We start from the raw sequence: 12,486 nt of genomic DNA, 5'->3' as shown, positions 1-12,486 counted from the left end.
TGAAAGTAATTACCTTCTTTAGGAGATTAACTCATTTTTTTCGGATGAATGTTCGTTGCCAATGCTGGTTTTGTTATTTTATTTATAAATTTACCCTGCCATAAAAAAATTGAATAAATAAGCCCTTTTGATATGAAATTTATTGTTTCCTCTTCTGCTCTTTTGAAGCAGCTTTCATCGATTAACGGAGTGGTGACAACCAATCCTGTAGTTCCCATTTTGGAAAATTTTCTTTTTGAGATTAAGGATGGCAAATTGACCATCACCGCATCCGATTTACAGACTTCCATGATCACCGAACTCGATGTGGAATCCAAAGAGGATGGAAACATCGCCGTTCCAGCCAAGATTTTGATGGAGACACTGAAAAACCTGCCAGAACAGCCGGTAACTTTCAGCATTGATCCAGATACTTATAGCATAGAAATCAGCTCTGACAACGGCCGCTACAAACTGGCCGGTGAAAATGCGACCGATTTCCCTAAAATACCAAGCGTTACCAATGCGACAACCGTGGAAATGTCCACAGAAGTCTTGACCAGCGCGATCAGCAATACCATCTTTGCGACCAGCAACGACGAACTGAGACCTGCAATGACAGGTGTTTATATCAACTTGAGTCCCACCAATGCTACTTTTGTGGCAACGGATGGACATAGGCTAATCAGGTACAGAAGAGTGGACATCGCCGCTCCTGACGCCGCCAGCATCATCATTCCAAGAAAAGCACTCAACCTCTTGAAGTCAACGCTTCCTTCGGAAAACCTACCGGTAACCGTGGAATTCAACAATTCCAACGCCTACTTCAATTTTAACAACATCAAAATGATCTGTAGGTTGATCGATGAGCGTTTCCCGGATTATGAAAATGTTATCCCTGTGGACAATCCAAACCACATGACCATCGACAGGATCGAATTTTTGAGCTCTTTGAAAAGGATTGCGATCTATGCCAACAAAACCACCCATCAGGTGCGTTTGAAATTGACCGGAAGCGAACTTCAGGTTTCTGCCGAAGATCTTGACTTCTCCAATGAAGCCAACGAAAGGTTGTCTTGTGAGCATAACGGTGACGACATCGAAATCGGATTCAACGCCAAATTCTTAGTGGAAATGCTTAACAATATTTCTTCAAAAGAAGTCACCTTGAAGTTCAGCGCGCCAAACAGGGCTGGATTGATCGTGCCGTCTGACAAGTCAGACAACGAGGATATCCTCATGTTGGTAATGCCGGTAATGCTAAACAACTACGTGTAAAATCATTTTAATTTCCATATATCAAAAAAGGCCTGAGAATTTGATTCTCAGGCCTTTTTTGATGGTTGTTTTGATAAAGATTTCGAAGTTTCTTTGGGCCAAAGGTTTTGAGGGAAATTTTGCGATTGGATAAAATCCAAAACCCAACGCTATTGCATTTCCTTACCCAAAGCTGGGAAATCCAACCTTTGCTCACAAATGTTTATTGTTTTACCTCCAAAATCCAGGATTCCAAGGGTTTTAAATCCACTTTGACTTTAGCTTTTCCATCTTGGATCAGAAGGGTGGGCCTGGAGGTTCCATAAAGTTTTTCGGTGAGTTCCAATTCCCCGTCTTTCAAACCCCAGGTGGCCACTGTTTCGGAAGGCAACTCCAACTCAAAGCCGAAGCTGTCGTTTCTGTCGAAATTGCTGATGATGATCAGTTTTTGATCCCCATTCCAACGCACGAATGCATACACGCGGTCATTGTACCATTCGGTATGCTGTCTGTTATGGCTATGGATTTCTCTGTACTCGCTTGCCAAAGCTGGGCTGTAGATGGTGAAATTGAGCAACCTTTGATAGAAATCCCTAAGGGATTTTTCACTTTCGGAAGATTTTCCCCCATCGAATTTCCCGCCATTCATCCAGCGCTGATGATGGGGAACACCCACATAATCGAAGATGGATGTTCGCGAAGGGGAGCCGAATCCTGCATTCTCCGCGCCGGACTCACCCACCTCCTGACCAAAATATATCATGGTTGGGGCACTGCTGATCGTGGCTGAAAGGACCATCGCCGGTTTGGCCAACATTGCCTCTCCGGCAAATTCCGGGCTGGCGATCCTTTGCTCATCATGGTTTTCCAAAAAGTGCAGCATGTGGTGTTCGATATCCGCAAGTCCATTTTGGATACCGATGATGTTGTCCGTAGAGCCTTTGCCTTGCATGACGCTTTTCAGGGTGTCATAGAGCTCGACTTTATCATAGAGGTAATCCATCTTCCCCAAATGGATGTAATCCCTGTAGGCGGCGGGGTTATAGACTTCGGCAAGGAGAAATGCTTCTGGGTTTTCCATTTTGATGGCGGAATTCATGTAGCTCCAAAATTCCACCGGGACCATTTCGGCCATGTCGTAGCGAAAACCATCGACATCCATTTTTATCCAGTAAAGGGCGATATCCCTGAATTTTTTCCAAGAGTCTGGCACGTCCTTGTCTTTCCAAAAGTCAAAATGTGCCTTGAAATCCTTCTCCCCGAATCCATCCGGAAGCTCGGGAAAATCCTTGGTGCCATCGGGCCTGATTCCATAATTCACTTTGACGGTTTCATACCAGTCATTGAAGTCAGGCTGGGCCAAACGAGAGCCATTTCCAGTCCATTTGGCTGGGAACTCATCAAATTTTCCATCGGAAAGGGGGTGGGATTCCCCACCGAGGGGTTTGTAGGTCCCCTCTGGTAGGGGCACACTGAAACGTTCTCCTGGGATATAATAGAAATTATTGTCCCTTTTGTATTCGATGGAGGTGTCATCCTTTTCTCCGAAATCTGTCACTCCCTTGGGATTGTTTTTCCCCTCATATTTCCGGGCAATATGGTTCGGGACAATGTCTATGATGAGTTTGAGTCCATTATTGTGCGTTCGTACGATCAACTCCTGAAATTCTTCCAGTCTTCTGGCCGGATCTACCGCCAAGTCCGGATTTACGTTGTAATAATCCTTGACGGCATAGGGAGATCCTGCCCTTCCTTTGACCACATCCGGATCGTCATTGGAGATGCCAAATGCGGTGTAGTCATTGATCAGTGCATGATGAGGCACGCCTGTGTACCAAATATGGGTGGTCCCGAGGGCTTTGATTTCCTGAAGGGCAAGGTCGTTGAAGTCGTTGAATTTTCCCACTCCGTTTTCGGCAAGGGTTCCCCAGGTTTTGTTGGTTGTGTTGGTGTTGCCAAATAGGCGAGTGAAAACTTGGTAAACGACGATTTTATGTGGCTGGGACATGTTGGGGTTGGCGACTGAGGGTGATGGGGTTGAAGAGCAGCTGGTCATTCCAAAAAACAGAATAGAGACGATCGCTGAATGGAGAATGGTATTCATCATAGCGATAAAGATATAAGGAAGGATGCTTTAATGCACATATACAGCAATAAAAAGGTCAGTTGGGTTGATCTTTTTATTGGTCCTGCATGATTCCTTACCAATTCTACATCAGCCTGAATTTGCTTAAAAATCAATCCGTTGCTCGCTATTTTTACCTTCACCGTATTGGTACGAGGTCTTATTCTTCAAGTAGTCTGATTTTCTCACAGTTGCAACCCCATTGGGAAAACCAATGCATATTTCGGGTTGAAGAATAAACAATGGATAGATATCGGAGTCCAAGTTTAAGTTCTAAATAGGGTCCTGCCTATCCTTTGCCCAGCTTTTTATTTGAGGGGTGGTTTTCCCGATTATTTTTCCCAAAGCCACAAAAACTGCAGAAAGTCCTAAAAACAACAGCATCAGAAAAAAAGCATTTATGGAAACTTGCTGAAGCCCCAACTCCATTACATTGACAAATGGATAGGGGTAAAATCCAGAAATACCGCCACGGATCAGGATGAAAACAAGGTAAACCAAGGGGTAGATCAACCATTTTGGGATCAATGGCCAAGAAAGTGACTTTTTATTTTCATACATCACCCAATAAACAAGCACTAAAATAGGATTGATGGAATGAAGCAATTCATCTACAATTTTCTGCATCCCTGTAGGTTCCCAAATCTGCCTTAAGATAAGTTGATAGACCAAGCCTACAACAAGGATATAGATGGTGATGGCAGTGAGGTCTCCGGTTTTGTTGATCCAAATCTTTTTGCCGGAACCCAATGCTTGGAGGGTAAAATATATCGCCACCAATGTGTTGGTCAGGATGGTGAAGAAGCTGAAAAAACGGATAATGGTTTCGGGAACTGAAGCAATCCTGTTTTCCATCATCAGGTAGCATTGGGCGATGACCGCAAACCAAGTTATAATGGCAAAAACTAGAGCAATGTTTTTTTTCATTTTGAAGTTGTTTAATTCCACTTGAATTAAAAAAGCTGACAGATTGTAAATTGCTTTACCAGTCAACAAAAGAAATCCCCAATCCAATCGTTGTCTGTCTGTGGTTGTAATCAATCATGGTCTCTCCATAGCCATCAAAGATCTGTAAATGTCCTCTGAGGTTATTTTTAATAGGGAATACATAGTTGAATTGTGCAGAACCCCTGTTCGGATTAAAACTGAGATTGTTTCTTGCGAGAACATAGAAACTATGGTTTTTGACTGTTTAGGCAAGGGTTGCCTCGGCTCGTCCAATGAAATCCATGACCAAAGGATTTTCATCCTCTTCATCGGGTAATCTGATCCAAGGTCTAATGACGATCATCCAACGGTCTTTTTCCAATCCAGCATGGAAAATCACCCTGTTCCAACTTCTCGACCTCGGCAAATCCTGACCGTTGGATTGGTGGTTGAAGGAGACGCCAACAGTACGCCATCTGAATCCAAGCGGATTGGCATTGAGGCCAAAATTCAGCATGACTTCAGGCTCGTAATTGAGTTCACGGAATGTGCGCGAAAGTTCGGTATTGAATATCTGCCAATGTGCCACCTGTGTATATGCAATCCACAAATCTCCATGCCCCCAAAACATGGACTGTAAAACTTTGCTTTTGAAACTCAACTGAAACTTCGCCTCATAATTGTTGTAAGGACTGGTCTCGGGTACAGAATAATCCGGGTTTTCGCTTTGGGGGATTAAGTTCGGGCTATTGGACCAACGTCCGGCGGTGATATAAAAAGGCTTGTAATAATTGAGCCGAAAAGTACCTTTCTTATCTATTGAATCCAATTCCCACCTTTGGGAAAGGGTTTGTGAAATTATCTTGGGAGGCTTTTCGGTAATTTCCTGACCTAAGGAATATGTTAAACTTGAAAGAATAAATAGAAATGAAAAAATGAGCCTTACTTTATCCATTGCTGTCTATTAATAAATCAAAAAACCAGGGTAAATTCAAACTAAACAGACCTTCAAAAGTTGGATGGTCTGTTTAGTTTTTCAGAAACGAGAGTTTAATAATTGAGTAGTCTATAAATAAATAGGGTACTCCTTTTCATCAAATCCGGATATTGCTTCATGTTGATGGTCTCCGCGGGGGAATGGGCGCCAGTACCGGAGGCTCCCAGGCCATCGATGCAATCTACAAATTCGGCAAGGTAAGAAATGTCTCCGGCGCCTCTGGAGCCCGGATCTCCCGCTTTTACCGCACCATAACCCATGTCCAAACTGACCTTGTTCAGGATATCCACCAAAGCCCTGTTACCAGATGTGGGCGGCATGGAAGGAATTCCATCTTCGAATTTAATTTCTGCAGTGGTTCCATTCAGGTTTTGGGAGACGATAGTGCTCATTTTTTTCCTTGCGTTTTCCTTTTGCTCTTCCCCAAGAAATCTCAAATCTCCGGTTACAAAGGCTTCCCTTGCCACGATATTGGTTTTTCCCAAGGCTTCCCCGGTTCCTGTATTTTCATCGTATCGGATATCGGAGCCTCCGATGATTTGACCGGGATTGAAGGTCAGGTATTGTTCCCCAGCCAATTCTTCCCGAAACTGGTTCAGGATTCTTGCCGCCTCATAAATGGCGCCATAGCCCACCGTTTCTCGGAAAACACCTGCAGAATGGACCTGATTGCCCGTAGTTTTCAAGGTCCATCCACTCGCCCCCCTTCTGGCAATAGTGGCGATGCTGAATCCCTGAGCGGTTTCGTAGCCCAGTGCGATGTCTGACGCTTTGGCCCTTTCGACAAAATCCTGCCGACTGACCCAACTCGGGTCTCCGGCATTTTCCTCATCCCCGGTGAAATATACCGTGACTGTCCTGTCTTCCAATAAACCGAGTTCATGCAATGCTTTCAGAGTGGCAAAAATCATCACATTTCCGCCTTTCATGTCGTTCACCCCTTGTCCGGTAGCAGTGGAATCGTTGATCATGGTGAAGGGATAGAAGGGCATGTCTTTCTCAAAAACAGTGTCCAAATGACCAATGAAGAAGAGTTTTTTGCCCTTGGTGCCTTTTTTGGTCGCCACAAAGTGCCCAGCCCTTTTCAGGGAATCCGGCAATGTGATCCATTCCGTTTGGAATCCTATTTTGGCAAATTCCCTTTCAAATACACGTCCAACCTCCCGGACCCCTTCCATGTTCAGCGTGCCGGAATTGATGTCAACCGTCTCTTGCAGGAGAGCAAGGGATTCCGCATAGTTTTTGTCGATGACGGACAGCAGCTTGGACTCCGTTTTGGTGAGCTTTTGGGCCAAAACCTGATGGGAAAAAAGGATTAGGGCAAAGAGCAGCAGTTTATTCATGGAAAGATTTTTTTCGGGAAGTGAGCTTTTGTTTTTCGGGTATTTATCAGGCCAACCTAAAATAGCCAAATGCTTTTCAGGTTGGCTTGGGTAATCCGGCATTTTGATTGCCCGATCAGTCTACTTTGATGTTTGTAAACCAAATAAATTTGGTTCCAGCATCGTTTTTATGTTCGGTTGCTAATTTTATTCCTTTGAATTCCTGCTCATTTTCCCAAGTAATGGACCTGCCGGTCGGTGCATTTCCTCTTCTGAACACCCATTCGGTGATCATGAGGTCTTCATCCAAAAAGAGGTCATAGGCATCCCCGGGTGTATAACCAGCTTGGCTGTCGTAAAGAATGGTGAGCTTGGTTGTGTTTTGGCCCGAGATCGGAGCAGGTACATTTTCTTCGGTTTCGAATGTGTATCCCGTATCCCAAGCCAGCTGGAAAGGATACATCAACCAATATTTGTCATTGACAAATCCTTTGTCCGCGGGTGGTAGGGAATCGGCCGGTAGGCTTAGACTGTAGGTGTAACTGGTGTCTGGGTTGGAAAAATAAACCGTTTTGTCCTTGATGTTCCACTTCCAATCTCGTGTGCTTACCGTGGCAGAATCCACTTGGACATTCCATGTGTAGGCGATCGAATTGATTTTGGAGAAATTTTCAAAGCCATAGGCCTTAGCAACTTTCATAGGGAGTGTGTCCTCAACTTCTTTTTCGGGAGTGGAGCAGGAGAATAAAGTCAAAAAACAGATTGATAGCGTAAAGTATTGAAGTCGTTTCATAAATAGCGTTTTATTGGAGGTTGAAAATGATGGGACAATCTAACCATTTCAAGATAAGAATGTATCTCCATTTGTCAAAATGATCCATTGTGTCGGATATTTTTGAGATGGATTGGCTTTAACCCGTAATAGGCATTTGGTTTCAAAAAAGGGGTTAAACTGCAAGAAAATAAGACTACTGGGAGATTGATTTCTGACACCGGTAGGGTGAGGTCAAAAATAGTCAGTACCCAATTGTAAATCCTGAATTGAGTTCGTCATGGACAACACGGGTTTAAGGTTTCAAAATGGACTGTGCCAAAGGAATTGTGTAGTCCTATTCAAACGAATTCCAGAAACAATCACCCGATTTCAATCCTTGGTCCAGCGCAAATCAGTAGGTGCTTTTTAAGAAGAGTTTCTCCGGCCAAAAACTTTTCATGATGGCCCCAAAACAGACCAAAGCCACCGCCAACATGGCAAACCATCCCAGAAATGGAATGAGGGAAATGAGTTTTAGGCAAATAAAAATCCCGAAAGCCACCAAGATCAACTTCCAAAATGGCCATTGATATTCATTTTTCCACTGTATCCAATTGGCGATCAAAAGTGAGGAGATCGTAGCGGCAAAAAACACCACCGCCAAGTAGAAACCAAGTAGGATCAGTCCGGCAGGAATCCCAACCAAACTCAAAAATGCGATCATCACCAAAACCGGAATGCCAAAGACGAAAAGGAAACCATAGCCAATGCTTTTGCCGGGGTCTTCCATGCCGGTTGCAGCTGCTTTTTTGAAGGTGTTTCTGAAAAAATAGCCCAAGAGGAGCATCATGACCAAAACCGCTCCCAAATACCAAAAAATGCCAAAAAGGGTCGAAAAACCTAGTATTTTCCAACCCTCACCATCAATTGCCAAGCTGGGATCGAAGGTGGCATTTACCCCTCCTTCCAGGGAACTGCCAAAATCCAGATCCCCCTCCTTGTCCCAGTAGCGGACATCTCCCAAAAAGGAGGCTTTATTCCCAATTTTGATGTCGCCGGCGACCAATGTGGAAATACCTGCGACACTTCCATTGATGGTGATGTCGCCACATTTCGCATTCAGTTCATCTTTCAATGTGCCGTTGAGCACAAATTCCCCGGCCGCCACATTTACAGGCCCCATTACATTTCCTTCGATTTTGACCGTTCCTCCGCTCGCGAGTAATCTTCCGTGGACAATGGAATTTTTACCAATCGTGACCTGACCTCCGGCTACGATCACATCCCCCATGACATCCTTATTGATATGGACCTGGCCTCCGACGCAGCGGAGATCTTGACCCACCACTCCGTTTAGATGGAGCGTCCCACCTGCGGCGAGAACATCGTGATGAATGGTGTCATTGATGAAAAGGGTTCCTCCCGCTACCACCAAGTCTCCAAGAACAGGCGCATTGATTGTAACCGTTCCTCCGACGGCATAGAAATTCTCTGCAATGGGTGTTTGCGTCAGGATCGATTCTCCGGATTGGAAATTTTTGGTCTGAAAAGAACTGATGGAAAGGATCAAAATGGCTGAAAAAGCGAGTCTAGAAAGATTTTTCATAGCGATAGAACTTGGGTCTAATTCACTTTTTAAAAATTATATACAAGCATAATTTATCCAATGTTACTGGCTAATGCAAAAAATAATATTAAAAAATATTCATATTATTTGTTTTTTTATATTTAAACCAATTTTAAGATTAATTTTTTTAAAAATATTGAGATTTATTTTGACCTAATTTTAATCATCTATCTTTTGTAAAAAATATAATCCGTGGAAACTGCCTCCAATCCAGCTTCCCTGAGTTCTGCCATGAGCTGGCCTCGGTGGTAGGTGGCATGGTTGACCAAGTGAAAAAGGATTTCCTTCACTTTGTTCTCTAAATCCACGCCATGGGAATTGGTATAAGCAATCACCTGCTCCAAGTCAAAATTCTCTATGATCGAGAGCGATTTCTCATAGGTCTCAGTATTGAGAGCTTCCAAATTCTCCAAAGGGTGGATATCCCAAATCCCCATTTTCTGCTTTTCCCCAATGATTCTTGCGTTCCACACGTGATGGGCATTGAATATATGGCTGAAGAATTTCAAGGTATTTAGCGGGACCAGTTCCCCGTGTTTTTCCAGGAGTTGGATACAGGTGGAATTGCTTGCCTTCGTGTATTCAAAGATTTCATTGAAATGAGATTTCATTTTTTTGGTTTTAATAAGGTGAAGGACTGATGCTGGTCCAACCGCCATCGATAATGAGATTTTGGCCGGTGATGTGACGGGCTTCTTCTGAGACCAAAAAGGCAGCTGCATGGGCTATGTCCTGTACGGATGCTGGCCTGCCCATGGGGGTAATCCTAGACCATGTTCTTTCATATTCTGGGTCTTCGGCTGTTCTGGTGGTCAAAGTTGCCCCGGGAGCAATGGTGTTGACATTGATGCCGGATTCAGAAAGCTCGATGACCAGGTTTTTGGCCAGCATTTCGATCGCCGCCTTGCTCATCCCATAAGCCGCCAGATTTTTATGGGCCTGATGTGCGGTCACGGACGAGGTAAAAAGAAGCGAGCCCCCACTGGTTTGTTGCCGCATGACTTTGGCCGCGGCCTGGGCAAGGAAGAATGTGCCCCCCATATTGACCCGCATGACTTCGAAAAAATCACTCGGTTCATAATTCAGAAACTCCCCGAAGAGCGTAATGCCGGCATTTGCGATAGCCACATCGAGCTGTCCAAATTGTTTCTGGGCCAGATCCACCATTTCTGCGACGAAGTCAACATCTCCAGAATCTCCCGAAATACCAATGGCCCGGTCGCCTGTCGTCTTGATGATTTCCTTGACAGCATCTTCCGTGAGGCTTTTTTCCATGTCATTGAGTACGATGAAATAACCTTTATGGGCGAGTGTTTTGGCGATCTCCAAACCGATTCCTTGTCCAGCACCTGTGATCAGTGCGACTTTGTTGGTGATGTGATTTGTGTTTTTTTTCATTTGTCAATGTGAATCTCTTTTTACTTCGGGGCCTGAGCCACCTTTCAAAAAATCAAAATCCACTCCTTCGTGTGCCTGGGTAACATGTTGGATGAACATATTTGCATAGCCTCTGGCGTAACCCAAATCCAGGGGTTTAAATCCCAATCTTCTTTCCGCAAGTTCTTCGTCTCCCACCTCAAGGGTCAAGCTTCGGTTTTGCACATCAAGATGTATCCAGTCCCCATTTTGGACCAAGGCGAGGTTGCCACCGATGGCGGCTTCCGGGGAAATATGGAGGACGACAGTGCCGTAGCCTGTTCCGCTCATCCTACCGTCCGATATTCTGACCATGTCTTTGACTCCTTGGGAAAGTAGCCTGAAGGGGATTTGCATGTTGCCCACTTCAGGCATTCCTGGATAGCCTTTTGGCCCGACATTTTTCAGTACCAAAACAGAGTCCGCGGTAACATCCAGATTTGGGTCGTCTATCCTGCTTTTGTAGTCATCGATGTCTTCAAAGACGACTGCCTGACCTCGGTGCTGAAGTAGGGATGGCGTACAGGCCGATGGTTTGAGCACAGCGCCGTTCGGGCAGAGATTGCCTTTAAGTACGGCGATTCCAGATTCCGGTTTGAAAGGTTTTTCCAAAGTTCCGATCAGTTCCCTGTCATAGCATACTGCCTTTTGAATATTTTCTCCGATCGTCTTGCCATTGACCGTAAGGGTATCCAAATGGAGCTTGCCGGAGATTTCCTTCATCACCGCCGGAAGACCTCCCGCGTAAAAAAGATCCTCTACAAAATGTTCTCCCGAAGGTTGAACATTCGCGATCAGGGGAATGTCGGCAGAGAATCGGTCAAAGTCCTCAATGGAAAGTTCGATGCCCATTCTCCCCGCGATAGCTAGGAGATGGATGATAAAGTTGGTCGACCCGCCCAAGGCGGCATTCACCATGATGGCGTTTTCGAAGGATTTTCTGGTGAGGATATCGCTCATTTTCCGGTCAGAACGGACCATTTCGACGATGTTGATTCCAGCCATATGGGCCATGGCTTTTCTTCTGGAATCCGCCGCCGGGATAGTGGCATTGTCGGGTAGCGCCAAACCTAGGGATTCCACCATGGCGGCCATGGTGGAGGCAGTGCCCATGGGTGCACAGTGGCCTATGGATCTTGCCATGGCACTTTCTGCAGCGATAAATTCTTCCTGGGACAATTCACCTTTTTTAAATTCTTCGACAAACCGCCAAAGATCCGAGGTGCCGATTTTCTTCCCTTTGAATCTACCTGCCAGCATTGGGCCTCCTGAGAGTACCATCGTCGGGATGTTGACACTTGCGGCGCCCATCACCAGGGAGGGAGTGGTTTTGTCACAACCGCACATCAGGATTACCCCATCGAGTGGATTGGCGCGGATGCTCTCTTCCACATCCATACTGGCCAAGTTGCGAAAGAGCATGGCTGTCGGTTTTATCGTGCATTCTCCGAGTGACATGACCGGAAATTCAAGTGGAAAACCACCGGCCTCCCAGACACCTCTCTTGACGGCATCGGCCAAATCCCGAAAGTGCGCATTGCAGGGGGTGAGTTCTGAAAAAGTATTGCAGATGCCGATCACAGGTTTACCTTCAAAAAGATGGTTGGGAAAACCTTGGTTTTTCATCCATGCGCGGTAGATAAAACCGTCCTTACCTTTACGGCCAAACCATTCCTGGCTTCTTAATTTCTTTTCTTCCATTACAACAGGTTCTTGGGTTTGAATTGGTGCAGAATTTAAGAAAAATTTGTATGCTTCCCATTGGAATTGGGATAAAATTGGCGGATTGATGATCTGCGGTAGGAAAGAGGTGCTTTATATAAAGAATGCACTATAAAAATATTTGCGAGAACCTTTTTGTATGTGGCTCCCCTCAAACCCGTGTTATCCACGACCATTTATATTCCAGCTTGAAATTTATTGATAATCTGTCGATAGTTTTCAATCTGATTTCTAAACCTCAATAAATCCTCTTTTCCCAAAAATTCATACTTCTTTTTTTGGTTACTTTAATTCAGAAAAAATCTTTTATAGATAAGGAAAAAGTAGGTGTGAAGTGTATTCCAAAGTTACCCTGTCAAG

General features: G+C 44.8%; 10 protein-coding genes and 1 pseudogene. 1 reads left to right on the top strand and 10 read right to left on the bottom strand.

Annotated features, from left to right (window positions below; all coding sequences use genetic code 11):
• Nucleotides 1-26 precede the first annotated feature (26 nt).
• Nucleotides 27-218 carry a hypothetical protein gene (locus tag F824_RS28260; protein WP_211218923.1) on the bottom strand — a complete coding sequence of 64 codons (192 nt, stop codon included), beginning with the start codon at nt 216-218 and terminating at the stop codon, nt 27-29.
• Between F824_RS28260 and dnaN the strand changes: the two genes are divergently transcribed.
• Nucleotides 133-1,257, top strand: coding sequence for a DNA polymerase III subunit beta (gene dnaN / locus F824_RS0118090; protein ID WP_019599343.1), 1,125 nt, complete (start codon nt 133-135; stop codon nt 1,255-1,257). The two genes, F824_RS28260 and dnaN, sit on opposite strands and share 86 nt — an antisense overlap.
• 202 nt (nt 1,258-1,459) lie before the next feature.
• Here the strand turns inward: dnaN and F824_RS0118080 are convergent, their stop codons facing one another.
• The 9 genes and pseudogenes from F824_RS0118080 to F824_RS0118040 form a co-directional block, all read right to left on the bottom strand.
• Nucleotides 1,460-3,343: an alpha-amylase family protein gene (locus F824_RS0118080; protein ID WP_026333794.1), complete on the bottom strand. Its 1,884-nt coding sequence runs from the start codon at nt 3,341-3,343 to the stop codon at nt 1,460-1,462.
• A 291-nt stretch (nt 3,344-3,634) separates the two neighbouring features.
• The gene (locus F824_RS26180) at nt 3,635-4,288 is read right to left on the bottom strand and encodes a Pr6Pr family membrane protein (protein WP_033405421.1); all 654 of its coding nucleotides are present in this window, start codon (nt 4,286-4,288) and stop codon (nt 3,635-3,637) included.
• A 55-nt stretch (nt 4,289-4,343) separates the two neighbouring features.
• Nucleotides 4,344-5,243: pseudogene (locus tag F824_RS28015) on the bottom strand (phospholipase A).
• Nucleotides 5,244-5,338: 95 nt separating this feature from the next.
• On the bottom strand, nt 5,339-6,628 hold the full coding sequence (locus tag F824_RS0118065; RefSeq protein ID WP_026333793.1) for a M20/M25/M40 family metallo-hydrolase: 1,290 nt from the start codon (nt 6,626-6,628) through the stop codon (nt 5,339-5,341).
• 115 nt (nt 6,629-6,743) lie between these two features.
• On the bottom strand, nt 6,744-7,400 hold the full coding sequence (locus F824_RS0118060; protein WP_019599336.1) for a hypothetical protein: 657 nt from the start codon (nt 7,398-7,400) through the stop codon (nt 6,744-6,746).
• Nucleotides 7,401-7,773: 373 nt separating this feature from the next.
• Nucleotides 7,774-8,967, bottom strand: a complete 1,194-nt coding sequence (locus tag F824_RS26170) for a bactofilin family protein (protein WP_019599335.1) — start codon at nt 8,965-8,967, stop codon at nt 7,774-7,776.
• Nucleotides 8,968-9,155: 188 nt separating this feature from the next.
• A complete protein-coding gene (locus F824_RS0118050) occupies nt 9,156-9,599 on the bottom strand; it encodes a DinB family protein (RefSeq protein WP_019599334.1) in 444 nt (147 codons plus the stop codon).
• A 10-nt stretch (nt 9,600-9,609) separates the two neighbouring features.
• Nucleotides 9,610-10,386 carry an SDR family NAD(P)-dependent oxidoreductase gene (locus tag F824_RS0118045; RefSeq protein ID WP_019599333.1) on the bottom strand — a complete coding sequence of 259 codons (777 nt, stop codon included), beginning with the start codon at nt 10,384-10,386 and terminating at the stop codon, nt 9,610-9,612.
• Nucleotides 10,387-10,389: 3 nt separating this feature from the next.
• A complete protein-coding gene (locus F824_RS0118040; RefSeq protein ID WP_019599332.1) occupies nt 10,390-12,105 on the bottom strand; it encodes an IlvD/Edd family dehydratase in 1,716 nt (571 codons plus the stop codon).
• Nucleotides 12,106-12,486: the final 381 nt, after the last annotated feature.

This window comes from Rhodonellum psychrophilum GCM71 = DSM 17998 (genome assembly GCF_000381545.1).
In the GTDB taxonomy this organism is placed as follows: Bacteria; Bacteroidota; Bacteroidia; order Cytophagales; family Cyclobacteriaceae; genus Rhodonellum; species Rhodonellum psychrophilum.
Note: the sequence above shows the minus strand (reverse complement) of the source record. Positions and strands in the feature narration are given on the sequence as shown.